This window comes from Bacillus siamensis KCTC 13613, assembly GCF_000262045.1.
In the GTDB taxonomy this organism is placed as follows: Bacteria; Bacillota; Bacilli; order Bacillales; family Bacillaceae; genus Bacillus; species Bacillus siamensis.
This window is the reverse complement of sequence record NZ_AJVF01000014.1, coordinates 16,201-41,564: the sequence shown is the minus strand read 5'-3', so window position 1 is coordinate 41,564 and position 25,364 is coordinate 16,201. Positions and strand designations below refer to the sequence as shown.

The 25,364-nt window shown below is 45.5% G+C and carries 26 protein-coding genes and 2 tRNA genes; all 28 read right to left on the bottom strand.

Translation table 11 applies throughout. The annotated features are described in order from the left end of the window. Positions 1 to 93: 93 nt before the first annotated feature. Positions 94 to 633 (bottom strand): hypoxanthine phosphoribosyltransferase, encoded by a 540-nt coding sequence (gene hpt, locus Y79_RS0104045; protein WP_004264611.1) that lies wholly within the window; start codon positions 631 to 633, stop codon positions 94 to 96. Continuing rightward, on the bottom strand, positions 630 to 2,048 hold the full coding sequence (tilS, locus tag Y79_RS0104040) for a tRNA lysidine(34) synthetase TilS (RefSeq protein WP_029575221.1): 1,419 nt from the start codon (positions 2,046 to 2,048) through the stop codon (positions 630 to 632). The genes hpt and tilS overlap by 4 nt, the downstream gene beginning before the upstream one ends. A gap of 104 nt (positions 2,049 to 2,152) precedes the next feature. Next, positions 2,153 to 3,154, bottom strand: a complete 1,002-nt coding sequence (locus Y79_RS0104035; protein WP_016936536.1) for a protein kinase domain-containing protein — start codon at positions 3,152 to 3,154, stop codon at positions 2,153 to 2,155. Next, complete coding sequence (locus tag Y79_RS0104030; protein ID WP_016936535.1) at positions 3,120 to 3,857, bottom strand: vWA domain-containing protein; 738 nt, start codon at positions 3,855 to 3,857, stop codon at positions 3,120 to 3,122. The genes Y79_RS0104035 and Y79_RS0104030 overlap by 35 nt, the downstream gene beginning before the upstream one ends. 67 nt (positions 3,858 to 3,924) lie before the next feature. Next, the gene (spoIIE, locus tag Y79_RS0104025; RefSeq protein WP_016936534.1) at positions 3,925 to 6,414 is read right to left on the bottom strand and encodes a stage II sporulation protein E; all 2,490 of its coding nucleotides are present in this window, start codon (positions 6,412 to 6,414) and stop codon (positions 3,925 to 3,927) included. Between the two features lie 209 nt (positions 6,415 to 6,623). Then, a tRNA-Glu gene (locus Y79_RS0104020) sits at positions 6,624 to 6,695 on the bottom strand. Positions 6,696 to 6,704: 9 nt separating this feature from the next. Then, positions 6,705 to 6,781 (bottom strand) — tRNA-Met (locus Y79_RS0104015). 158 nt (positions 6,782 to 6,939) lie between these two features. Continuing rightward, a complete protein-coding gene (locus Y79_RS0104010; protein WP_004264630.1) occupies positions 6,940 to 7,326 on the bottom strand; it encodes a S1 domain-containing RNA-binding protein in 387 nt (128 codons plus the stop codon). An 80-nt stretch (positions 7,327 to 7,406) separates the two neighbouring features. Then, positions 7,407 to 7,784, bottom strand: coding sequence for a cell division protein DivIC (gene divIC / locus Y79_RS0104005; RefSeq protein WP_016936533.1), 378 nt, complete (start codon positions 7,782 to 7,784; stop codon positions 7,407 to 7,409). A gap of 17 nt (positions 7,785 to 7,801) precedes the next feature. Then, entirely contained in the window at positions 7,802 to 8,437 is a 636-nt protein-coding gene (gene yabQ / locus Y79_RS0104000) for a spore cortex biosynthesis protein YabQ (RefSeq protein WP_016936532.1), read from the bottom strand. Further along, on the bottom strand, positions 8,434 to 8,736 hold the full coding sequence (gene yabP / locus Y79_RS0103995) for a sporulation protein YabP (protein WP_004264638.1): 303 nt from the start codon (positions 8,734 to 8,736) through the stop codon (positions 8,434 to 8,436). The genes yabQ and yabP overlap by 4 nt, the downstream gene beginning before the upstream one ends. A gap of 78 nt (positions 8,737 to 8,814) precedes the next feature. Beyond that, a complete protein-coding gene (locus Y79_RS0103990) occupies positions 8,815 to 9,075 on the bottom strand; it encodes an RNA-binding S4 domain-containing protein (protein WP_007409934.1) in 261 nt (86 codons plus the stop codon). Positions 9,076 to 9,077: 2 nt separating this feature from the next. Then, positions 9,078 to 10,553: a bifunctional methyltransferase/pyrophosphohydrolase YabN gene (yabN, locus tag Y79_RS0103985; RefSeq protein ID WP_016936531.1), complete on the bottom strand. Its 1,476-nt coding sequence runs from the start codon at positions 10,551 to 10,553 to the stop codon at positions 9,078 to 9,080. After that, positions 10,543 to 12,123, bottom strand: coding sequence for a putative polysaccharide biosynthesis protein (locus Y79_RS0103980; protein ID WP_016936530.1), 1,581 nt, complete (start codon positions 12,121 to 12,123; stop codon positions 10,543 to 10,545). Before Y79_RS0103980 ends, yabN begins: the two co-directional genes overlap by 11 nt. Before the next feature lie 161 nt (positions 12,124 to 12,284). Then, positions 12,285 to 12,821: a stage V sporulation protein T gene (spoVT, locus tag Y79_RS0103975; RefSeq protein ID WP_016936529.1), complete on the bottom strand. Its 537-nt coding sequence runs from the start codon at positions 12,819 to 12,821 to the stop codon at positions 12,285 to 12,287. Between the two features lie 136 nt (positions 12,822 to 12,957). Further along, positions 12,958 to 16,491, bottom strand: coding sequence for a transcription-repair coupling factor (gene mfd, locus Y79_RS0103970; RefSeq protein ID WP_016936528.1), 3,534 nt, complete (start codon positions 16,489 to 16,491; stop codon positions 12,958 to 12,960). Between the two features lie 70 nt (positions 16,492 to 16,561). Continuing rightward, positions 16,562 to 16,792: an anti-sigma-F factor Fin gene (locus Y79_RS0103965; protein WP_016936527.1), complete on the bottom strand. Its 231-nt coding sequence runs from the start codon at positions 16,790 to 16,792 to the stop codon at positions 16,562 to 16,564. A gap of 61 nt (positions 16,793 to 16,853) precedes the next feature. Beyond that, positions 16,854 to 17,420, bottom strand: a complete 567-nt coding sequence (pth, locus tag Y79_RS0103960) for an aminoacyl-tRNA hydrolase (protein ID WP_016936526.1) — start codon at positions 17,418 to 17,420, stop codon at positions 16,854 to 16,856. 84 nt (positions 17,421 to 17,504) lie between these two features. Beyond that, a complete protein-coding gene (locus tag Y79_RS0103955) occupies positions 17,505 to 18,113 on the bottom strand; it encodes a 50S ribosomal protein L25/general stress protein Ctc (protein WP_016936525.1) in 609 nt (202 codons plus the stop codon). Positions 18,114 to 18,197: 84 nt separating this feature from the next. Next, on the bottom strand, positions 18,198 to 19,151 hold the full coding sequence (locus Y79_RS0103950) for a ribose-phosphate diphosphokinase (RefSeq protein ID WP_013350761.1): 954 nt from the start codon (positions 19,149 to 19,151) through the stop codon (positions 18,198 to 18,200). Between the two features lie 21 nt (positions 19,152 to 19,172). Beyond that, positions 19,173 to 20,543: a bifunctional UDP-N-acetylglucosamine diphosphorylase/glucosamine-1-phosphate N-acetyltransferase GlmU gene (gene glmU, locus Y79_RS0103945; protein WP_016936524.1), complete on the bottom strand. Its 1,371-nt coding sequence runs from the start codon at positions 20,541 to 20,543 to the stop codon at positions 19,173 to 19,175. 191 nt (positions 20,544 to 20,734) lie between these two features. Further along, positions 20,735 to 21,028 carry a septation regulator SpoVG gene (gene spoVG / locus Y79_RS0103940; RefSeq protein ID WP_004264660.1) on the bottom strand — a complete coding sequence of 98 codons (294 nt, stop codon included), beginning with the start codon at positions 21,026 to 21,028 and terminating at the stop codon, positions 20,735 to 20,737. A 195-nt stretch (positions 21,029 to 21,223) separates the two neighbouring features. Then, positions 21,224 to 21,604, bottom strand: a complete 381-nt coding sequence (ridA, locus tag Y79_RS0103935) for a 2-iminobutanoate/2-iminopropanoate deaminase (RefSeq protein ID WP_004264663.1) — start codon at positions 21,602 to 21,604, stop codon at positions 21,224 to 21,226. Next, positions 21,601 to 22,458: a pur operon repressor gene (gene purR / locus Y79_RS0103930; protein ID WP_004264666.1), complete on the bottom strand. Its 858-nt coding sequence runs from the start codon at positions 22,456 to 22,458 to the stop codon at positions 21,601 to 21,603. Before purR ends, ridA begins: the two co-directional genes overlap by 4 nt. A 55-nt stretch (positions 22,459 to 22,513) precedes the next feature. Next, positions 22,514 to 23,383 (bottom strand): 4-(cytidine 5'-diphospho)-2-C-methyl-D-erythritol kinase, encoded by an 870-nt coding sequence (ispE, locus tag Y79_RS0103925; protein ID WP_016936523.1) that lies wholly within the window; start codon positions 23,381 to 23,383, stop codon positions 22,514 to 22,516. 143 nt (positions 23,384 to 23,526) lie between these two features. Next, entirely contained in the window at positions 23,527 to 23,715 is a 189-nt protein-coding gene (locus Y79_RS0103920; protein WP_011996172.1) for a small, acid-soluble spore protein, alpha/beta type, read from the bottom strand. A gap of 162 nt (positions 23,716 to 23,877) precedes the next feature. Continuing rightward, on the bottom strand, positions 23,878 to 24,138 hold the full coding sequence (gene veg, locus Y79_RS0103915) for a biofilm formation stimulator Veg (RefSeq protein ID WP_003218330.1): 261 nt from the start codon (positions 24,136 to 24,138) through the stop codon (positions 23,878 to 23,880). Positions 24,139 to 24,348: 210 nt separating this feature from the next. Next, positions 24,349 to 25,224 carry a sporulation peptidase YabG gene (gene yabG / locus Y79_RS0103910; protein WP_016936522.1) on the bottom strand — a complete coding sequence of 292 codons (876 nt, stop codon included), beginning with the start codon at positions 25,222 to 25,224 and terminating at the stop codon, positions 24,349 to 24,351. Positions 25,225 to 25,364 lie beyond the last annotated feature (140 nt).

Genomic DNA, 25,364 nt, shown 5'->3' with positions numbered 1-25,364 from the left:
TACCTCCTCCCACAGTAAGCACAACTATGTTCAATAGTACCATAGAAAATCATTCCAATACAACCGATAACCATCTCGGAAGCAGGCAGCCGATCAGCTTTCATAAATCGCCGGTTTCAACACTCCGATGTAAGGCAGATTGCGATAGCGTTCGGCATAATCAAGTCCGTAACCCACAACAAACGCGTCAGGAACTTCAAAGCCTACGAAGTCTGCTTTAATGTCCGCTTTTCTTCCGCTTGGTTTATCCAACAGGGTAACAATCTTAATTGATTTCGCTTTACGATATCGGAAGAGTTCTACGAGATAGCTCAAGGTTAACCCACTGTCGATAATATCTTCAATGATTAAGATGTCCCGGCCTTCTACAGATGTATCCAAATCTTTGATGATTTTGACTTCTCCGGAAGAAACCGTGGAATTTCCGTAGCTTGATACATCCATGAAGTCCATTTCCAAATATGTATCAATATGCTTTATAAGATCAGCCATAAAAGGGAGCGCTCCCTTTAACACACCGATTGCCAACGGAAACGTGTCGCTGTACTCGCTTGTTAATTGTTCTCCAAGCTGTTTTACTTTCTGCTGGATCTCATCTTCTGAAATCAGCACTTTTTCGATATCTTGTTTCATGTTAATGCTTGCCCCCTACACTTTTCATGCTGTCTATATTGTAATACAATGCGGTCACTGTTTGAAATCACAAGATTGTCAAAGATGGATTTTTTCAAGCCAGGCAGCCAGATAATTTCACCGCTTGCATCCGTTACAATCGGCCATTCGTCCCGATCACGCAGAGGCAGTTTATGATCAATAAATATATCTTTTACCTTTTTCGAGCCATTCATCCCTTTAAGTTTGATCCGGTCGCCGATTTTTCTCGTCCGGATTGTTAAAGGAAATTGCACCTTATTTCTGCTTGTTATAAAAACAGCATTCCCATTTTTGATATGAGGGTCGGCCTGATCGGCCACCTCTATCATAAAGCCGTTGGGCAGAACAGCAGTCTCACCTTCTGCTCCTTGCAGCTGCAGCTCAAAGGGAATCTTTTCACACTGCCATTGTTCAAATGTAAACAAACATGTCTGATATGATTTGACCACCTTCAGCCCTTTCGGAAAATCAAGCACTCCTGAGGCGCTTCCGTTTTCTGCCCATTCAAGAAACTGCTGGATATGGCGGGCGGAAAACGACGATGGAACGTTTTCATAAAGATAGTTTAATATTAGTTGAACTCCTCTTCTTTGTAAAGGTATCGGAAGGGCAAGCAATTGAGAGGAATTGACTTCAACTGATGTGTCAGACTTGCTTGTAATAACCTTATTCATTCGTTCTTTCGTTAATGACTGCAAGTATTGTTCGTCTTCTGTCAGTGCTTCACTCACCTTTTGAAACATTTTATGAACGTCAGGTGATTCTTGTTTTAAAAAAGGAAGCACGGTCTTTCTGAATCTGTTTCTTGTATAATCGTCTTTTGTGTTGCTCTCATCCGTTCTGTAGGACAGCCCTTCTTGACGGCAATATTCAAGAATTTCATCTTTTGCCGTATAGAGGAAAGGTCTGATCAGCAGGCCGGATGCAAATTCGCGGACAGGCTGCATTCCCGCAAGCCCCGCCCCGAGCGTACCTTTCGCAAGCCTCATGAGCATTGTCTCAACTTGGTCGTCGCCATGATGAGCCAGCGCTAAAAACTTTGCTTGGTGTTTTGCCATCAGCTCTTTAAAAAACTGATATCTGCAATCACGCGCGGCAGCCTGCTTGTTCAGCTTATTCTTCCTTGCATATGCGGAAACATCAATCTGTACCGCTTCGCAAAGGATGTGTTCCGCCTCGCAATATGACTGCACAAACTTCATATCTTCTTCAGATTCAGGTCCTCTGAACTGATGGTCGACATGCGCCGCAATGATAACGGAGGAATGCCCGAAGTGCTTATTCAGCATGCTGAGAAGCGCCATTGAATCAGGGCCTCCGGAGACTCCGGCTATAATCGTTTCTCCCTCCGCCTGAAGATGATATGTTTTGAAAAAATCTTCCACGCTTTTCACAATGTCCCCCTCACGATGAGCAGGTTTTTTAAAGATATACATATCCTATCACTTTCATTCCCTCCAAGCAAAGAAGAAGCATGAACATCGGCGTCCGGCCGGCATTAGATGAGAAAAAAGACGATGTAAGCGAAATAAAGGGCGAGAACGCTGATTAGAATAAGTGTTGTTTCAAACAAACCATTGTGTTTTGCGGGCTTTTGTTTTGGTTTATACCGCGTCTGAGAAACAGTACCCTGCCGCGGTTTCGCCTGCTGCGCCTTAGGCTTGGCGGCGGTTTTCCTTTTGCCCCCCGTGCTCTGCCCCGCCGTCAGGATGTCATGTTTCATCGCTTCAGCAGACGGATATTGCCCGTTTAAAGCAGAAAACAGAACCTTCTTATACTTATTCAAAAACGGGTGGCCTTCAATAATAGAACGAAGCTGTTCTTTCGGCTGTCCTGTCTTTTTGCACTCTTTCTTCTGAACACAGTGGATCATGATCATAGCTGCAGCAAACAGGTCATAGGATGGTTCCGCTTTTCTTGTTCCATACCCCCAATAGCCCCTGTCGTAAAACTCCGTATACTCTTTAATCGCGCGCCCCTGTTTTGTCGTTCCCCCTACATCAATGCAGCGAATGGCAGCCGGAGGTCCGGTTACAATGAGGTTTTCCGGCTTGAGGTCGCCAAAGACCCATCCTTGCTGATGGAGGACAGACAGACTGGAAAGAAGCTGCACCATCAGCACCGGAATCCACTCCGTTCCCTTACTGCTGATATATTGCGGAAGAAGCGGCCCTTCTATGTACTCCATCACGTAAAAAGAGACATTTTTATTCAGCTGCGGTATAAAGGCATCATCCGCATCAAAAAAAGAAGGCCCCATCGTTTGCGACCGGGCCTTTGAAAAGGATTTTAAGACATTCACTTCAGAGGTAACAGACATGCTGTCGCTGCTTATTTTCAAAGCGACATGTCCGCCTGATGCTTCTGCCAGATATACAATACCGTTAGCCCCTTTGCCAAGCTGTTTGAGCAATCTGTAGGATTTGCCGTTCCACTTGCCACGGATTTCCGTTCCCGGTGCCAGACTACATGCCAAACTCGTTAAAGCGTCGTTCATCATCTGCCAACATGCTCCTTCTTGAGCGGATTCTTTCAAACTGCTGCGCCGCTTCCCGGATAGCAGGACCCGTAGGGGTGATACCGCCGGTTGACAGCTTCGCAAAGAGAGCGGAAAGCGATTCAAGCTTCGGCGTCCAATTCAGCACAAGCTCAACTTCCTGGGTTTTCCCGGGAAATATACACATAGCAAATTCATTGTGACCGGCCCGGGAATTTAAACTGATGGAAAGATCAATCAGCGCTTCTTTCACCGTCGGCAGTTTCGGCGCCATACTCGCACTCGTATCAACCAGCACAAGCACTTGCAGATGAACCGTTTCGCCGAGTTCATCAACCACTTCCATCACTTCGCCGCGTTTTTCCGGAGAAAGTTCTTCCATTTCAACGTTTTTCCCTAAAATTTGTTTAAGCTCTTGATTGACGACACCTTGAAGTGTCTGGGTCATTGCTTTTTTTGTCACCATTTGAACCGTTTGAGACAATTGAGACGCATACACAACTTGATGGACGCCGCCTCCGGCCATGGCGATCCCTTCAACTTCCTTCATTGCCTCTTGGTCAATCGCGTTTTCTTCCATAATTCCTATAACATTCACCGTAATCCCCTGCTCCTTGGCGAAAGCCGCCATTGCGATCGGGTCTTCACCATGATTGGAGCAGCCATCTGTAATCAGCAGAACTTGATTTAAATGTCCCTTATTCACATTCATTCCTCCCGGTGATACGATTAGTCCCATCTTCGCCAGAAGAAATGTGATTTATACGAAAGGATTAAGAAATCTCCTTATTATTTTGGAAAACCGCCGGCACCGGTATGGATGCCCATTTCGGTGTATTGTGGTCAATCCGGACGACAACGACCGTCATATCGTCTTCGATTTGGCCTGCACGTGTTCTGATGACCTCTTCCATTAATATATCAGCGATTTCCTGCGGGTCTTCGGTTTTCAGCCCTTTCATTTTCCGTTTCATCCACAGGTCGTGGTTCTCTACGTGCTTCGGCCCTTCAAAAATACCGTCACTCATCATGACGAGCAGATCTCCCGCTTTCAGCTGTTCACTTACGACTTCCACATCAAATTCATTGATGATGCCGATCGGCAGATTGCTGGCCTGCACTTTCATGACTTGATCTCCCCGCTTGATAAAACTCGGCGTTGAACCGACCTTCAAGAATTTACAGCTTGCATCCTGAAGATCAATGATAGAAAGATCGAGAGTTGAGTAGATTTCATCCGTCGTCCGTAAAGACAGAATGCTGTTGATCGTTTTGATCGCGATTTTTTCATCAATCCCCGATTCGAGAATTTTTTCGAGAAGTTTAATCGTTTCATTGCTCTCATAATGGGCCCTCGCCCCATTGCCCATGCCGTCGCTGATCGCGGCTGCATACTTTCTCGCCCCCAGTTCCATCATGCTGTAGCTGTCGCCGGAGACAAGGCCCCCTCCTTTTGCCGCGTGAGCCGCGCCTGTCGATACCCGGTAAGACTTGGTCGAACCGAACGCGACATGGCTGTAGCCATTCGGATGAGCCGAGTGCTGTTCGCTTTTGACAAGTATCTGCTCCTCAAGAATGTCAGACAGCATCGGGGCGATAATTTTCTCACTCTCGCCGTGCCCTCCGCTGAACGGGATTGTCATTTCAATATCAATATTGCCCTGCTCCAAGCTGTATATCTCGACATGCTGAATCTCGATTCCGAAATGCTGAAGCGCCTCTATCATTTGTTCTTCCTGAATAAAATGCTGCTCCCTCTCCCGTTTTATTTCCCGAGAAAAGTCCGCCATGACCTCAGAAACCCCCAACAGCTGCTCGGCAACAAGCCTTCTGCTGTCCTGAACTTTTCTCTTCAGGGTCAGATGGGCGTGATGATGGGCAAGTTCGTCTTCAATCAGCTCTTCCACCTGTCTGGATTTGGAACAGTGCTGCTGAAACTCCTTTTTTAATCTGCGGTTTGAGGCATACTGTTTTTCCTCTGTTTCATGCATAACTTGTTTCATTAAATCATATGTTTTATCAAAGTTTTGAACCCAGCATTTGCTTTTCTTATAACAGGATTGGCAGGAATGCTCGGTGATTTTGCTTAAAAAGAGATCCACTTCCCCTTCTTCAGCCTGCTCATCGGAAGACGTCTGATGAAAGGTGGCGAAGCTCTCCGACAAGGCATGAAACACATTGGAGAACTGATCTACTTTCTGGGCAGTGACATCTCTGATTTTTCTCGCGTACTGCTGCTGTTCCTGACTGTGCTCAGCAGTGCCCGGTATGTATCGCGCCACCTTTTTCGTAATCGACTGGGGCGTAATTAAAAACAAGGCAACGGCAATCAAAGATTCGTAAAGGGTGGTCATTAACCCGGCGGACCCTTCTCCATATAATGAAATCAGCAGTGAGCCGATCACCAATCCGACTGCGGCGCCTGCTTTCTTGCCTTCCTTCAGCAGTCCGCCAAGAAGCCCGGAAAACGCAAGCAGACTCATTTGATAGAGATTGCCGATATTCGCAAGCCCGAGAATCAGCCCGGTCACAACACCGACAGTACAGCCGATGCTTGCTCCGCCGACAAAGGAAAAACTCAGAACGACATAACGGGCCAGTATGTGTTCGGCCTGCATTCCCTGAAACGAAACGCCTGCAAGACCTGTTAAAACGGATGCGATCAAGATCATAAAACAGATGATTTCTTCTATTTTTAATGATTGTTTCACTTTTTTGATCGTGAAGATCGGCAGACTTTGCAAAAAGATCAGCGTCAAAATAAAGGCCAAGCCAGCCTCGACAACAGCCATCACATAGTCATAAGTGGTAAAAGCGCCGCTATCAAAATATACAAAACCGATTCTCGCGGCAGCCATAGAGAAAAACACCACGATCGGTAGCATCTTCACCCGGTCCTGCATGATATATGTACCGATTTTTGAAAATAGAGTAAAGACGGCTAAAGCTGTGAGAATCAGCAAAGAGTGTTTCGGCGAAATGGTTAACGCGCCTGCAAGTAATGACAGACAAGCATAGAAGGCTTTATCTCTTCTGATCAAAAGCATCGCCCCGAAAAACGGCAGCGCAAACGGAAGAACCTCAGATAATATAAAAGCCCGTCCAAGCAGAAAACCGATCACGACATAAATGAAACCCTTATAGAAAAAAAATGAATGCGCCTGATGAACCGCAAGCTTTGCAGCCTTTTCAAAAAACGATTGCAGTTTTTCCAGAGCTTGTCCCGCCATCGGCCCGTTCACTCTTCTTTCCGCTTTTTCCATTGCTCTCATCCCCCACCTGTTTTATTCGTTGCTTGTCATTATAAACGAAAGCACAGATAGGATTTTGTCAAAAGAAGGTAACGATTCCAAAGAACTCTTCGACGCTTTCTCCCTTGTTCCCCTTTCCTTTCTTATTTCCTCCGACATTTCTCAAAAAGTTGTCTAAATATGAAAAAATCGGCTTCTGCAACAGAAGCCGATTCGCTTGATGACCCGTACGGGATTCGAACCCGTGTTACCGCCGTGAAAGGGCGGTGTCTTAACCGCTTGACCAACGGGCCAAAAATATATGGTAGCGGCGGAGGGGATCGAACCCCCGACCTCACGGGTATGAACCGTACGCTCTAGCCAGCTGAGCTACACCGCCATATAAGTGCTTATAAGCACAAGTTATATAATACAAAGGTTTCTTCATTCCGTCAACAGAAACTTTGAAGTTTTAATTTTCTGACTACATGGATGTTTACAAAAAAAAGCACCCGCGGGATAGACGGATGCTCCAATGTATTTATAGAAAGCAGCAAGTTATCCTCTTCTTGCTCCGCGCCCTCCACGTTTTGATTCCGTGTTTCGTTTTAAAGATGATAAGCGGTCTTCGCTATCTTTAAGAAACTTGTTCATTTTCTGTTCAAAAGATTCTTTCGGACGGAAATCATTTCTAGGTCTGGCTTGCGGACGGTCTTTAGCTTTTTTAATTGATAAACCAATTTTCCCGTCTTTTTCAACGTTGATGACTTTCACTTCAACTTGATCGCCGACTTTTAAATGCTCGTTAATGTCTTTCACATAATTATCGGCTACCTCACTGATATGAACGAGACCGGTTGAGCCTCCAGGCAATTCAACAAATGCTCCGAAATTTGTAATACCTGTTATTTTCCCTTGCAACTTGCTGCCAACTTCAATCGACATAAAAAAAGTGCTCCTCCTTAGGCTTATAAAAAGATCGTTTGTTTAATTATACCTAAATAAAATTTTAAGTGTCAACAAGGCTACTTGCTCTTCTTTTCTACATTAAAGAGAATCTCACCATTTCCTGACATAAACAAGTCTCTTCTGGCAAGCTCTGTGACGTAATCCTCATCCTTTAATTTGGAAATTTCATCTTTTAAATCAGCCTGTTTCGCGTCCAATTCTTTCACTTGTTTTTCCAGCTGAGCTTTCTTTTCTTCGTTTGCGCTAAGGGAAGAGGTCTGTGACCACAGAGAACCCGCTAAGACAATAGCCGTCAACAACACAAGGGCGCCGAATACGATCAACCGTCTGAAAAGCCCTTTCCGCCTTCTTTTCATAAGCTGGGATTGCCGTTCAACCTGCTCTTTATAGTCGTTTTGAATTTCAGTTATTGTACGTTCTCTAGATAGATTCAAACCAGACGGTCCTCCTTTCATCTTTTCAAAATACGTATCATGGTCGATCTGATTGTTATGATTAGTTTCTTGCTCTTTTGTAAAAATCCTGCACTTTTTTGAAAATATCGTTTGAAAGTAAGACGCCACTTTTCAGGAAGAAGTTTCAATAATTGTTTCAACAGGAAGAACAGCGGATGCAGCAAAAACGTTACGATCTTAAAAAGACACTTCACAAAAAAGGCGCTCACCCGATAGGAGTATAAAGAAATAAACGTGATCAGCCCGATGAGCAGCTTAAAAAGCAGAACCACCGGACGGAACAGCACATGCTGAATGAGCTTTTTTGCGAATTGATAAAGAGATACCGCAAGATGGATGGCGAATTTCAGTATTTTTATATACATTCGTTTAAACAGGCTTTGGTACGTCGCAATTCCCAGTAAGACAGCCAAGAAAATGTATATCCTGAGTTCACCTTCATTCACGTTGAGCAGCACATAGAAAAACAGCAGACCTTGTACAATCCAAAAAAGAAGGTCATGAATGAATAACAGCCATCTGGCCGTTTTGGCGCGGCTGACAAACAGCCTGTATGTATCAAGCGACGCTCCGAGCCAGGCGCCCATACCGGTCATTGCCAGCATCGTATAAAATTGGGTCGTCAGCGTCATTTAAACAACTTGCTAAAAAACCCTTTAGCTTTATCCCCTTGCTGCTCGTCTAAATATACAAGGTCAAACACCCTGCCCTTTATAGATACAATCCCTTTTTCCACATCAAGGTTTTTCATCTGCAGGTTCTCGCCTCTGACGGAAAGCATTCCCATAACCGTTTCCAGCAAAAACTCTTCGTTGTCAAAACTTTCTACATGCTTGACGCCCGAAATGTCTAAATGCTTTCTCCCTTTCATCGTCACATCATGCTGTTCCGGAACAGAAGAAGAACCTTTTTGCTCATAATATGAATTCATCTATTCAGCCCCCATATCCTCGATACTTTTAGCATTATTACTGCATTGTATGAGGCGGGAGCTTTGTTTAGAACAAGCCTATTCGCCGAGTTTTTCTTCTTTGACGATTGTATACATGCCCGCGGCTTCTTCTTTTTTTGTTGTTTCTTTCAATTCGTTTACCTTTACGGTGACAAGCTTTTGGCCGAAGCGAACCGTCAGTTCATCGCCGGCTTTTACGTCTGAGCTGGCTTTCGCCTGATTCCCGTTAACGGTGATTCTCCCCTGGTCGGCGACCTCTTTCGCCAAAGTGCGGCGCTTAATTAATCTGGATACTTTTAAAAACTTATCAAGTCTCATATTTAGAATCTCCTCTCCATTTCTTTTGCTTCATCCCACAATTTGTCCATTTCCTCAAGTGACATTGCGGTCAATTCAAGACCCTTTGCCGCCGCTTCTTTCTCAATATAAGCAAAGCGTCTGCGGAATTTGTCATTTGTCATGGCGAGCGCTTCCTCTGGCTCAATTTTATAGTATCGGCCGATATTGACCAATGCAAATAAAACATCGCCGAATTCAGCTTTTAAGCTGATTTCATCTGCTGATTCGGCGGAAGCCTCTGCAGAAAATTCCTTCAGCTCTTCATTTACTTTATTCCATATATCCTGAACGTCATCCCAGTCAAAGCCGGTTTTTGCGGCTTTTTTCTGAAGTTTGGCCGCTTTTGCAAGAGAAGGCAGTGTTTTCGGTACGTCATCCAGCAATGAAGAGGATGTTGTTTGCTTTTCCGCCTTTTTGATTTCTTCCCAGTTGGCGACGACATCATGTTCATCCTGAACCTTAACATCCTTAAACACGTGCGGGTGCCGTCTGACCATCTTGGCGCTGATGTCTCTGATGACATCATCAATTGAGAAATACCCTTCGTCTTCTCCGATCTGGGCGTGAAGCATAACCTGAAGCATGACATCCCCGAGCTCTTCTATCATGTGATCCGTGTCCTCTTCGTCAATGGCCTCGAGCAATTCGTAGCATTCCTCAATCATATATTTCTTTAATGACTGGTGTGTCTGCTTTTGATCCCACGGACAGCCATTCGGCCCGCGAAGCTCACGAATAATTCTTCGGAATGCGGAAAATTCCTGGTAAAGGAGTTCTTCTTTTTTAATCGGCGGAACATACACACTTGTTAAGTTATTTATCTCTACATTGCGGTCAAGTTCAAACAAAGGCACTTTGGTGATCTTTTCTCCCTTGCTTCCGGCTGCCGTTACGATGACCACTTCATAATCGTCAGGCAATTTCTCCATAAGCGTCAGCTTCACCTCAGAGGCCGTCATTTGGTCATAAACCTGGCAAATGATCAGGTGATGGCGGAGCTCAAGCTCATCCGGCGTCATTGTTTGCGCATCTGTAAATTGAAACCCTTCAATCGGATCAATCCGCAATGCATTAAAGGTGGCATCCAGAAAGCTTTGTCCTCCGGCGGTATGAACCGTCACCTGCTGTTCTTCCCGGCGTTCAAATAACAGCTGAACGGTTTTCTCAGCGACAAACGGATGACCGGGTACAGCGTAGACGACATCCTCTTGCTTCGCTTTTTCAAACAGAATGTCCGTGATCTCTTCATAGACCGCTCCAAACTGATCGTGCTTTTCATAAACATCATCAAAATACCGGATATCCGCTGCAGCCTCTTGCTCTAATTCCGGAATCAAAGGGTGGTCTTTCGTTCTTATATATAGATGCTTCGCCTGAGTCAGCAGCTTATGTACGCCCACTGTCAACTGATCCATGTCACCGGCGCCGAGGCCGACGACCGTAATGTTACCTGCCATGTTTTTCTCTCCTCTTTTTCAATTTGCTTAAAGCATTGCCGAAAGGAAGGCTGCTCAGCTCTTCGTCCGTAAATATCTTCATTCTCATCATACAATAAATAAACAAAAGCCCCCCGAGGACTGACGCAGACAGACTCTCACATACTGCTCCGGTTCTGCTGACGGGAACGAATAACTGCCAAAGCTTCGTATACACGAGCAGAAAAGAAGCCATCAGCAGAGTGCACCAGCACAAACGGGCAATCATGCCGCCGATATTCGTCAGCCAGCCCTTCGACCAAATTCTCTGCAGATTCAGGCACGCAACTGCGGCAAATGCCAAGACGGTCGCCAGCGCCGCTCCTGTAATACCCCAGTCCGGGACCAGCCAAACATTCAGCACCCATTTCAGCACCCCTCCCGCCAAGACGGACACGGCGGGGAAGACGGTATGTCCCGCGCCTTGCAGGATCGCGGCTGCCGTAAGCGCAATCGAAGCAAAAAAGATAGATAAGCTGAATATTTGTAAGGTCTGCGTCCCCTCACTGTTTTGGAAAAGCATGATGTTCACCGGCTCTAAAATGCAAAAAAGTCCGGCCGATGCGCCGATCCCTACCGCAAGGCAGAGCTTAACGGCAGAGGTCGCTTTCTCTTTTATGATAAACGGCTTGTTCCCATGCACCGCTTTTGAAATGGAAGGAACAAGAGATGCGGCGATACTGACGGCAAACACAGTTCCCAGCTGAAGAAGCGGCTGCCCGCGGTCATATATGCCTTTCAGCTGTTTCGCAGCATGGCTCTTTGTTCCGTCTGACAGCAGTGAATATAAGTTTAAGGCGTCTACGAGCTGAATCAAAAGCATGAATACACTGCTGATACAGATAGTGACTGAATAAAGCAGCAGCTTTTTTACAATGATACCTGTTTCGATTTGTCCGATGTCTGTCTTCTTGTCTTCCCGCTTGTACCAGAATAAGGCCAATACGCAAAGAGCCGCCAAGCTTCCGGCAATTGATCCCGAGGCTGCCCCCGCACCTGCCGCATATAATGAACGGCCGCTTTTCAAAAGCCAGAAAGATAAACCGAGAAGCACCGCCACACGGAGAAGCTGTTCGGTGATCTGGGATAAGGCTGACGGCATCATATCATGCACGCCCTGAAAATACCCCCGAAAAACCGCCGTAAACGGAAACAGTATAAAAGCGAACGCCGCTACCCGTATCAGCAGTTCAAGGCGGGCGTCACCCATAAAACCGGCCAACGGCGCCGCGCCGGCATACATGAGCACAAACAGTATAAGTCCGGCCGCCGTGACATAAAGGGCGGAAATTTTCATTATTTTTTGTTTATGATTGCTATAATCGTTCATTAATTTTGAGATGATCACCGGAAATCCGGATGTTGAAAGCATGACCGCGATGCCTAAAAATGGATACACCTGCTGATAAATATAGAATCCGACGTCACCGACAATATTCTGAAAAGGAACTCTGTACACGGCGCTTAATATCTTTGTCACGATGCCCGCAACAACAAGCACAAAAGCACCTTTCCATGCCGATTGCCGTTTGACGCCAACTGAATCGTTCATCCAAAAGCTCCTTCCAGCCGCTAAAAAATTACGTCTATAAAACGAGCTTATTATATCACAATCCTAACGGCCGAACCGATAGTGAGCACATATGAAAAAGAACAGCACTTGTTTAAGAGCTGTTCTTTCCCCGTTTCTTATTTCAATAATGGTAATAAGACCTACTGTTCCATTTGTCTCGCCAAAAAGCTGGCTGCCGTTTCTACCGCTTTGTGTTCTACCTCTCCAAGTGCCTGTTCTTTAGAAAAAATGACCACGGCACCGATAGGATCGCCATTCGCCACGATAGGAGCGATTGTATAGGAGCTCATGTCTTCATCAATGTCATTAACAAGCTGTGCGGATTTTACGTCATTTTCCAGCACCGAGCTGCGCTGGTCCATCGTTTTTTCAAGCAAATCGCTGATGGATTTATTCAGAAATTCTTTTTTGGAGCTGCCCGAAACGGCAATATACACGTCACGGTCGCAAATCAAAACGGAATGACCGAGACTGTCATACAATGCATCCGCATATTCTTTCGCAAAATCGCCAAGCTCACTGATAGGAGAATATTTTTTTAATATAACTTCTCCGTCGCGGTCAACGAATATTTCAAGCGGGTCTCCTTCCCTGATTCGCAGTGTTCTCCGAATTTCCTTAGGGATGACGACCCGTCCTAGATCATCAATACGACGTACAATACCTGTAGCTTTCATCTCTCTGGTGCCTCTCTTTCATGTGATGATATTTAAGGGAAAGTACTAAAGCTCTTTACTTTATGTAGCTTCCGCCACTCGCTTGAAATTAGTATCCGTCACATCAAATGTAATATACACCAGAGAGTAACAATTTTTATGAGGACGCGATTGTTTCTTTCTTCACATCTTGAAGGCCTTTCAGCATGCCGAGTACGGTCTCCAGCCACTCTTCGGTTTTGCGGCCTTTCGTCTGCACTGAGATTTTCAGTTTTTTCCCTTCCATTCCCAGTCCGATCTGCCGGCCGTATTTATTGCCGAGTTCAAACAATTTCTGGCCGTCAATCTGGGAGCTGGCCTCTTCCGAAATAGTGAATCTGACCGCGTCCTTATCCTGCTTGATGAGTTCGACGCGTTCATATTTGCCGTACACTTTCATCTCAGCAACTGTAAACAGCCATTCAACCTCTTTAGGATAGCTGCCGAACCTGTCGATGATTTCATCTTGAAGCTCATTTTTCTCCTCAATTGTAGCGATTGATCTGAAACGTTTATACATGTCGATTTTTTGCTTGCCGTCTTGTATATAGTTTTCAGGAATATATGCATCAAGCTCGATATCGATTTCTGTCTCAAACTGTTCGCTTTTCGGCGTATCGCCTTTACGCTCTTCAATGGCTTCTTTGAGCATTTGCGAATACAGGTCAAAACCGACCGAGTCGATGAAACCGTGCTGCTGGGCGCCGAGAAGGTTCCCCGCTCCCCTGATCGTCAAGTCACGCATGGCAATTTTAAACCCTGATCCCAGCTCGGTAAATTCTTTAATCGCCTGCAGCCGTTTTTCCGCCACCTCAGTAAGCACTTTGTCTCTGCGGTACGTAAAATACGCGTACGCGACACGATTGGAGCGGCCGACCCGTCCTCTCAGCTGATACAGCTGAGACAGTCCCATTTTGTCTCCGTCAAACACGATCAAGGTATTGACGTTCGGTATATCTACGCCTGTCTCAATAATGGTCGTGCTGACGAGGACATCTGATTCCCCTTCCAGAAAATTAAGCATGACGCTTTCCAATTCATTTTCGGTCATTTTTCCGTGGGCGTATGCCACCTTCGCATCGGGAACAAGCATGGAAATTTCGTCAGCCTTCCGCTCGATATCATCCACGCGGTTGTACAAGAAATATACCTGTCCTCCGCGCGCCAGTTCTCTTTCGATGGCTTCTCGTACAAGCGCGCCGTTGTATTCCACGACATATGTCTGGACAGGGAAACGGTTTTCCGGCGGCGTTTCAATAACAGATAAGTCCCGCACACCGAGCATGGACATATGAAGCGTACGCGGAATCGGCGTCGCCGTCAGAGTCAGCACATCGACATTGGCTTTGATCTGTTTGATTTTTTCCTTATGCGTAACACCGAAGCGCTGCTCTTCGTCGATGATGAGCAAGCCGAGATCTTTATAGACGACATCTTTAGATAAGAGCCTGTGGGTTCCGATCACGATATCTACTGTTCCGTTTTTCAGACCTTTGAGCGTTTCATTAGATTCTTTTCTCGTTCTGAATCGGCTGAGAAGACCGATGTTAATCGGATAGTCTTGGAAACGCTCCGTAATGGTTTCATAATGCTGCTGTGCGAGTATGGTCGTCGGCACAAGGAGCGCGACCTGTTTTCCGTCGGCGATCGCTTTAAAGGCCGCACGGATGGCTACCTCCGTCTTCCCGTAACCGACATCTCCGCAAAGCAAACGGTCCATCGGGCGTTCTCTTTCCATATCCTTTTTAATTTCCTGAATGGATCGGAGCTGATCATCTGTTTCCTGATAAGGGAAAGCAGACTCGAACTGACGCTGCATTTCATGATCCGGCGAGAACGCATAGCCTTTGCTTGCTTCGCGTTCCGCATAAAGCTTAATCAGATCATCGGCAATATCCTGAACGGAGTTTTCAACTTTTTTCTTCACCCGTTTCCATTCACTGCCGCCCAGTTTATAAAGCTTCGGTTCTTTTCCTTCAGAGCCGACGTACTTTTGCACCTGGTCGATTTGTTCTACCGGGACGTACAGCTTATCACTGCCCTGGTAATGAATGTTGAGGTAATCTTTATGAATGCCCTTGATTTCAAGTGTCTCGATCCCCAAATACTTACCGATCCCGTGGTTGACGTGGACGACATAGTCACCGACTTGAAGCTCAGAGTAGCTTTTGATCCGTTCAGCATTTGTCAGCTTCTGCTTTCTCGGCTTCTTCTTGATTCGGTTTTTGAACAGCTCTTCCTCCGTAATGACGGCCAGCTTCATCAGCGGCAGTTCAAAACCGGATTGCAGCTCGCCTTCCATGACATAGACCTGTCCTTGTACAAGCGCTTTGGAGCTGTCCGTTTTGGCGGCTTCAATTTCGTAATCAGCCAGCACGGACGCCAATCTGTCGGTTCTGTCCTTATTTGCGCCTAAAAAGACGACGGTGAAGTTTGATTTCTTAAAGCGCTCCATTTCACTGGCGAGCACATTCATCTGCCCATGAAAACTCTGCATCTGCCGGCTTGTCACATTCACGATATTTTGAGGGCTTGTATGCTGAACATGACGCAAAAATAATGAAAAGTAAATGGCAGGACGCCGCTTCTCGGCCATCATCTCCTGAAAGCTGAAGGATAAATTGATGTCATGCAGAATTTTTCCTTCTTCCAGCAGACTTGTCATGAATTCGGCTTCTTCTTTTTGGAGCTGATCCTCCATTTCATGAATCCGGCTAACTTCGTCTAACAATAACAAGGTGTCTGACGGTGTATAATCTAGCAAACTAGCAGGCTTTTCGTAAAAGTACGAGAGATACTTCACAAGTTCCTGATCAGTCTGTCCCGTTGATAACCGTTCTTTATCATGTGAGATATTGATATGAAGCATTTCCTTTTGTTTGTCCTGCTTCAGCTTCTTCAGACTGTCGGCAAGCCCTTTATCGAGCCTTTCCATCGCGCGGGCTTTTTCTTCCGCCCGGATGATCAGTTCCTTCGCCGGTCCGATGGCCACCGTTTTTAGCGTCTCAATTGATCTCTGGTCATCAGAGTTGAAGCTTCTGATGGAGTCGACCTCCGTATCAAACAGTTCAATCCGCACCGGATGTTCTGACGTCAGCGGATAAATGTCGATTATTCCGCCGCGAATACTGAATTCACCGGGTGCAGAAACCATATCGGAACGCTCATACCCCACCTCTACAAGGCGTGCAGACAGCTGATCCTGTTCTATATCGTCTCCGAGTGATATGGTGATTTGGCTGCTTTTCCACAGTTCTTTCGGCGGAAGCATTCTTCTCAGTGCTGCAACGGGTGCCACTACGACCGGCGCTTCTCCGTTTGTTAATCTATTAATGACATCAAGCCGCTGAGCGCGCAGTTCAGGACTCGCCACCGCAATTTCTGAAGAAATCAATTCATTTACGGGGTATAAAAAAACAGATTGATCCCCGAGAAGCGCCGTCAGATCTTCCGTCACTTTTTGGGCCTGATATAAATTATGAGTGATAAAGAAAATCGGCTTTTTCGTTTCCTGTGCAAGGGCGGAGGTAAAAACAGAACGCGCAGAACCTGACAGACCCGCAAGCAGCTGTTCCTTCAGCCCCTCATGTAAACCGTTAACAATGGATTTAAAATCATCGCTTTCTTTAATAAAGGTTTGAATATTGTCCATATGGGCCCCTCCTCTCTATTTTCTGCAAGAACAGAAAAACGCTTTGGTCTAGAATCTACACCAAAGCTCATTATTGAATAAATGTGTTGTGTTCATGGTAGTGCGGATTGCGTTCCAGCGCTTCTTGGCAGTCTTCACAAATTGTAAGAACATGGACATCTCCATTGTCTTTATATGAAATCATATCGTTTCTTTCCTCATTTGTTAAGTGCTGAAATCCAAGTGACTGTGTCGGCACCGACGAATACTCCAGGCTCCCTACCTTAAAACCGCAGTGGCGGCAGAAATAATGCAAAGCCATACATTGGACCTCCTGATGTGAAAAAATCATTTTTCCCTAGTATGGTCTCCCATTATTTATCTTATACATTTGCATTAAATTCGTTCATAACTTCTAAAAATGGTTTCGTCAAGGAAGCTTCGCAGGCTTTTACGGTTTTTGAGACGGCATCATTGATATGCGGCGCTTCATCTTTCGTAAAAGCGCCCAGCACATAATCAACGACTTTCATCCCGTTGACGGGACGGCCGATTCCGATTCTGACCCGGTCAAATTCAGGGGTTCCGAGGTGCTGAATAAGCGATTTAATTCCGTTGTGTCCGCCTGCGCTCCCCTTCGTCCGGAGCCTGATTTTCCCCGTCGGAAGATCCAGGTCATCGTATATGACTTTCAAATCTTCATGATCGGCATCATAATAATCCAATAGCGGCCGCAAACATTCCCCTGATAAATTCATATATGTAAGCGGTTTAACAAGTAGAACTTTTTTTCCGGAAACAAAACCGATTCCGTAAAGTCCGTTGAATTTCGTTTTATTCAATTCAATATTCCATTCTTTAGAAAGCTCGTCAATGGCCATAAAGCCGACATTATGTCTCGTGTTCTCGTAGGTTTTTCCCGGGTTACCCAGACCGGCAATCACAAGCATCGTAAATCCTCCCTCAACATCGCTGTAATTCTTCTCATTCTAGCACAAAAGACGTAACCTCGGGCGGGTTACGTCTTAAAGCGCTTATTGATTTTCTCCTTCGGGCTCTTCCTCAGGAGATGGTTCTGCATCTTCTTCGAATGCTTCCTGCTTAGGAGGAAGGATGGAAGCCACGACTTCTTCCGGATCGTTTGTAAATGTATAATTGCCGTCGGCAGTCAGATCTGCGATGGTCAGCACATCATTCATTTCAAGCCCGGAAATATCAACATTGATTGTCTGAGGGATGTCCTTCGGCTTAGCCTTGATCGAAAGCTCATGCAGCGGCTGCTGGATGACGCCTCCGTCTTTGACTCCTTTCGCCTCTCCCGTCAGCTGAATCGGCACTTCCGCCTCCAGCTCCTCACTCATATTCACGACTTGAAAATCGGCGTGCGTCAATTCGTTTTTGAGCGGGTCTGTCTGAAGATCTGTCACCATAACCGATTGCTGATTTCCGTTGACATCAATTGTGATAATCGTGTTTTTTCCTTCGTCCCGCAATGTTTTAAGCAATTCGACACTGTCTAAAGAGACAGCCGTGTTCGTTGTTTCTTTCCCGTATATAATCCCTGGAACATGTCCTGAATGACGGATTTTCCGAAGCGTCGAACGTTTAAAATCTGTTCTTTCATTTGCTTTTAAAGTTGCCATATTCAGCACCATCCTAATTATCGTTTTATCGTCCTATTAGAACAATACCCACAATAACTGGGATTTAAACCTTAAAGTTTCGGTTTAGCTGAATAAATAGCTGACAGATTGTTTCTCGTGAACACGGATAATCGCTTCAGCCAGAAGCGGTCCGACAGAAAGCTGCTTAAAGCGTTCGATTTTTTTCTCTTCAGGAAGCTTAATGCTGTTTGTTACGACAAGCTCCTTGATTTTAGAGTTGTTGATCCGCTCAACCGCAGGGCCTGACAATACAGGATGCGTACAGCATGCATACACTTCCGCGGCTCCGTTTTCAACCAGCGCGTTTGCGGCAAGTGTGATTGTGCCGGCGGTATCAATAATATCATCAATCAGAATCGCAGTTTTTCCTTCCACGTTACCGACGATGTTCATCACCTCCACCTCATTCGGTCTAGGACGGCGTTTGTCGATAATCGCGATCGGCGCTTTCAGACGGTCCGCAAGTTTGCGGGCGCGCGTCACACCGCCGTGGTCAGGAGAAACAATGACGATATCTTTCAAGTCTTTACCTTCAAAGTAATGGCCTAAAATCGGAACACCCATTAAGTGGTCAATCGGAATATCAAAGAAACCTTGAATTTGCGGCGCGTGTAAATCAAGCGCGATCACGCGTGTCGCACCCGCTGTTTCAAGCAGGTTTGCAAAAAGTTTTGCCGTGATCGGTTCACGTGATCTTGCTTTTCTGTCCTGGCGCGCATAACCGTAGTACGGAATCACAATGTTGATTGTTTTCGCGGAAGCGCGCTTTAAAGCGTCCACCATAATCAGCAATTCCATGATGTGCTCGTTGACCGGCGCACTTGTAGACTGAATGATATAGCAATCACAGCCGCGAATACTTTCTTCTATGTTGATCTGGACCTCTCCGTCACTGAATCTTGTAACAGAGCACTTTCCTAATTGAACTCCTACATTATCCGCGATTTCTTTTGCAAGTTCTGGATTTGAATTCAAAGAAAAAATCTTTAAATTCTTATCTCCGTATTCGTTAGACATGGTAAACCTCCGATTTTAGGATTATTTTTTATGAATATTTTTCACATAATCTTCTTTATTTACTTGTCTTGCTCTGGCAATGGCAAGCGCTTCGCCCGGCACATCTTCAGTTACGGTTGAGCCCGCAGCGACGTATGCGCCTTCTCCCACTGTGACAGGAGCGACCAGATTGGAGTTGCAGCCAATAAACGCGCCGTCTTCAATTTTGGTTAAATATTTGTTCTTCCCATCATAATTGACCGTGATGGAGCCGCACCCGAGATTGACGTCCGTGCCCACTTCGGCATCACCGATATAGCTTAAATGAGATGCTTTGCTTCGGTCGCCGAATTGTGTTTTCTTGATTTCCACAAAGTTTCCGATCTTCACTTCATTGCCGATTGCGGAATCAGGTCTGATGTGAGCAAAAGGACCGATATTTACATCATTCCCAACTTTGCTCCGATTGACAACGGATTGTTTAATCACAGTGCGGCTGCCGATCGAGCTGTCCTCTATCTCAGTGTGAGGGCCGATGACACATTCATCGCCGATTTCAGCTTGTCCCTTTAACACAGTTCCGGGATAAATAACTGTATCTTGTCCGATACGTGCGTCAGGTGAGATGTACGTATTCATCGGATCGATTAAAGTGACTCCGTTTTGCATATGCCGTTTGTTAATACGCTCTTTCATATACATTTCAGCCTGAGAAAGAGCGACTCTATCATTCACTCCGAGCGTCTCTTGGAAGTTACCAGTCTGGTAAGCGGCAACAGTTTCGCCTTCGTCTTTGAGGATTTCGATTACATCCGGCAGGTAATACTCGCCTTGGGCATTTTCATTCGAAACCTGTTCGATGACACGAAAAAGAGCCTCGTTATCAAAACAGTACGTTCCCGTGTTGATTTCTTTCACAAGACGTTCTTGCTCCGAAGCATCCTTATGCTCCACGATTTTTTGAACGGCGCCGTCTTCTCCCCGGATGATTCTTCCGTATCCGGCGGGATCGTCGGCAACGGCCGTTAACACCGTGGCTTTTGCGCCTTTGTTTGTATGTTCATTCAGCATGGCTTCCATCGTCTCCGCCGTCAGAAGCGGTGTATCGCCGCAAATAACGATCGTGACACCTTTCTCTCCGTGAAGAAATGGTTTTGCCTGCTTGACTGCATGAGCCGTACCGAGCTGTTCTGCTTGGAGAGCGTAATCGCTTTTCTGTCCGAGCTGCTTTTTCACATCTTCGGCGCCATGTCCTACGATGGTGACAAGCTTCGCTAAAGATAATTTCAGAGCCTCGTCTGCGACGTGCTCTACCATAGGCTTTCCGCATACCGGATGAAGGACCTTATAAAGCTTAGATTTCATTCTCGTTCCTTTTCCGGCAGCTAAAATCACTGCAAACCGCTTATCCATTTAATGGCCTCCAATATCCCTTTTATCCATAGAAAAATATATCCTAAATAGCTGTTGATTTCAAGAAGACATCAAAAAGTGCAAGAATTTTCTATGTAATCGCTTTATTACTGAAAAATCAGATTTAAAAAAGGACTGCCGGAAAAGGCCTTGTGTCAGCCTTTATCAGCAGTCCTTACATTTTGTTATGTTTAAGAAGCCCCAGCTTCTTCATATTCTAATGCTTCAGAATCACCCAAACGATGATACTCATTTAAAACAGCATCCTGGATCTTGCCCCGCGTGCTGGAATTAATAGGATGAGCAATATCGCGGAATTCTCCATCAGGGGTGCGTTTACTCGGCATCGCAACGAAAAGACCATTGTTTCCATCAATCACACGAATATCATGTACGACAAATTCGTGATCCAGCGTGATGGATGCAATCGCTCTCATGCGACCATCGGTATTCACGCGGCGTAATCTTACGTCAGTAACTTCCACAGTAGTTCACCACCTTTTCCCTATATAAAAGCATTAGTCTAACAATTCCACGATTCTTTTTAAATTCCTGCATATTTCAAAAAGTTTTTTTGAAAATATAGGATATACATACACAATTAGGTGATAAACCATATCGGGGGATCATATACTGCATAAAAAAAGTGATTCCGGAGACCGGAACCACTTTTCTGAGATTTAAGATTTCACCAGCGCAATGACTTCAATTTCCACGAGAGCGTCTTTCGGCAGTCTCGCCACTTCCACACAAGACCTTGCCGGCTTATGTACATCAAAGTATTGTCCGTACACTTCATTCACTTCCGCAAACTGCTCCATATCAGCAATAAACACCGTTGCTTTTACAACCGTCTCGAGAGAAGCGCCCGCTTCTTTCAGCACAGCCTTTAAATTGCTGAACACCTGATGCGTTTGTTCTGTGATATCACCGTTTACCATTTCTCCTTCAGCAGTAAGAGGAATCTGGCCTGAGCTGTAAAACATGTTGTTTACGATGATTCCTTGTGAATATGGCCCGATTGCTGCCGGCGCGTGTTTTGTATGGATTGCTTTTGTCATTTTTCTGTCTCCCCATTCTTTAAATGCTGTTCTTTAAAAAATCGCAGAAAATTGCCGTTTTGAATCTCAATCGTTTTGTCTTTCATATTGATGGTTGAAAGTGTGAGCAGCGACATGTATTCATCGACAAGCCGTTCATTCACTCCCTCAGCTTCAACCAAGACGCCTATTCCCGCGACGTTCGCATTAAACTCATCAAGCAGGCTGATCATGCCGTTTATAGTGCCGCCCGCTTTCATAAAGTCGTCAATAATCAAAACGTTCGACCCCGTGGCCAAACTTCTTTTCGCAAGTGACATCGTTTGAATGCGGTTAGACGACCCTGATACATAATTGATGCTCACCGTGGAGCCTTCCGTCACTTTATTATCTTTTCGTACGATGACAACCGGAACGTTCAGATAACTGGCCGCTGCGTAAGCGAGAGGGATTCCCTTTGTCGCAACGGTCATCACCACATCAATCTCCCGCTCCGCAAAAACGGAAGCAAAAAGCCTGCCTACATGAGAGAGGACAGATGGTTTGCCTAAGATATCCGTTAAATATACATAACCGCCCGGAAGGATACGCTCAGGATTTACTAAAGACTGTCCCAGCTCCTGTATAAACGCTTCTGCTTCAGCCTGTTTCACTTTCGGAATGTATTTGACGCCTCCGGCAGCTCCCGGCACTGTAAGCAGCGTCCCAATGCCTTGCTGTTCGAAGGTCTGTTTAATAATCGTTAAATCTTCACTGATTGATGACTTTGCTGATTGATACCGTTCAGAGAAAAACGTTAACGGTATTAATTCATGCGGATGGGTTAACAAATAATTTGTTAAGTCCACCAATCTGCCGCTGCGACGAAACTTCATGAACTTACCCCCAAAATCCGAATAATTTAAAAACAATATAACTTAACATACGGATTTAATCAAGAGCATTCTGTTCGCCGATCATCCGCACCGCGTACACCTGATCACAGAAGCCTCTTAACCCGTTATAAATCCGCTGCACCTTTGATTCGTATTGAACCAAACCGAATACAGTCGGTCCGCTTCCGCTCATTAACACCGCATCGGCGCCGAAGCGTTTCATTTGATTTTTGATCATCGCCACCTCGGGATGAAGGTTGAGCGTAACCGATTCCAATACGTTTCCTAGTTGGCTGCATACCTTTTGGAAACTTTTTTCTTCAATTGCGTCAATCATTGCCTGTACATCCGGATGCCGAACCTGCTGCAAATTCAGCCGGCGGTACACTTCGGCGGTCGATACCCCGATCGTCGGTTTGGCGAGCACGACCCAGCAATGAGGCGGAGCACTGATATGCCTGATCTTCTCACCGCGTCCGGTTGCCAGGGCAGTGCCTCCGTAAACACAGAAGGACACGTCTGAACCGATTTCAGCGCCAAGCTCCGCGAGCTCTTCGACAGAAAGCTTTAAATCCCAAAGCCTGTTCAGCCCTCTTAGTGTGGCTGCCGCATCGCTGCTTCCGCCGGCAAGCCCTGCCGCTACAGGGATTACCTTTGTAATCATAATGGAAACGCCTTTTTTGACTTGAAACCGTTCTTTGAGCAGTTTGGCTGCCTGATAAGCCAGATTTCTTTGATCATCCGGAACAAAGCGATTATGCGACGCCACTCTGATCACGTTTTCGGGCAGTTCTGTCAGTTCAATCCGATCTGCCAAATCAATTGTCGTCATGATCATCTCCACTTCATGATAACCATCCGGGCGTTTACTCCTCACATCGAGGGACAGATTGATTTTGGCCGGCGCTTTTTCTAAAATACGCATAGCTTTCACCTACTTCTCCATCTAAACATAAGTATGAACATTGTATCACATTTGGAGACCCGGAGGTACTTATCCGAAATTGACGCCGATTTTGACAGCCGATAGAAAAAACCGGGGAACGGATTGTCCCCCGGGCCACTGCATTATCGGTTATTTTGGTTCTGAGCCGCCATCTGCTGTTCGGCAATCTCAATCGCACGCTTTACCATATTCCCGGCATCGCGCGCCCGAATGCCGCCCCAGCCCTCGTTTTTCACCGTATCGTAAAAACCAAGGTCCTTTGCCAGCTCATACTTGAACTCATCTGACATAACTCCACGACGTCTGCCCAAACGAAACAACCCCTTTTATAGAATTGATCACCATTCGTGCACGCCACGATAAAACATGTGACACTTATAGCTTCCGTTTAATCAGCTGAAACTTTCGAGGGAATAATTAGAAGAGCTTTAGAAGGCAAAACAAAAAGCAGTAAACAAAAGGTTCACTGCCCATTAAAATGCTACTGAGCTTGCCGCATCATCATTGAATGTCAATTCAACAGTCTCAGTCAGAATATCAGCATAACTGTATGAAACTCTTTCAAACGAATTCTCGTCTTGATCTAGTTGTATCACAAAAACAGAAGGGTACGTCTCAGCTAAAATGCCCGAACGCTCAATCGTTTTTCGGCGGCCGCCGTTTGCTTTTAACGTAAGCCGTTTACCTAAATTCCCATCAAGCGATCTTTTTATATCGGACAACGTCTTCGCCATTGCATCCACCTCACTACATTTATTGTACAACAAGAGCCCAATTTTGTCAAACAAAATTTAAATTATATCAACGTTAATAAGTCATTGTCAACAAAATTATTTTGACAAAATTCTATTGATTTCTGCATTATTTTTCACAAGTTCCGGAAATTTATGTATCAATATGTAAAATAATTAACCCGCATAGCGAATTTCATGCGGGTTTTTCACTCATCCATTTGATTTATACGGCATACCGACACGCAGCACACCCTTCGTTTCAATGCCTCCCAGCCCTTTCTCTCTCGTCAGCGTATTTCTCAGGACATCCCACACATTAATCCGCTCCATAAACGGAGTGAAGCTGATTTTCGCGACAATATATACCGGGTCAAGCGCATGAATGTTGACGCGTGACGGTGAACTTGCAAAATTCGCGCCCGCTTTGATTAAAGACTCGAAATGGGATTGGCAGGCACCCGCGAATATGACAAGCTGGTCCAAGTGGGGGACTTTTCGTCTCGCTCTTTGAACCGTTTCGACAAAGTGTTTAGAATGCCTGTAGGCGCTTAAATCGTTCACGTCTCCCTTATGCTTGGAATATGCATCATGGCCGGTGATGACTAAAATATCCGGCCGGTATTTGTCGAGCAGCTCCTCAATGGATGCCGGCATTTTTTTCTCATGGCAGTGAATCCCGTACACCGGCACACCGATTTTTTCGTAAAAGTTCAGGCACTTTTTCAAATAAGCCTCATCGCCGTCCAAATGCAATACCTTGCCGGGCATATGAAAGTAGTGCTCCTGATGCTGATATTGATTCGTCGCATAATATTCCTGTTTTTCCCGAAGCAGCTTATAATCCTGGCGGAGCAGCTCGAGAGATTCATTCATCCTGCTTTCATCTTTCTGCTTTCTCACGGCCTGTTCGTCTTTTCTTACAGGCGCCAAATCAGAAAAATCAGCATCCGCAATCAATCTGACTTCGTCACCATGCAGGATGGCAATTGAATTTCCTTTGCTTGTTTGCTCTATGCCGATAATGCGAAATAAAACATCCATTTGATAGGATTTTCTGGCTACCATATCTCCTATTTGAAATTGCACGTTACCCACTCCACAAATAGACTAAGCCTCATCATGAAAGAAGCCTTATCAAATGCACCTCTTTCCGCTGCGGCGCTTGATGTTTCAAGCTTTTCTTGCAGTTGAATGAATAAGGTTCTTCTCTAGCCTATGTAGCGGCA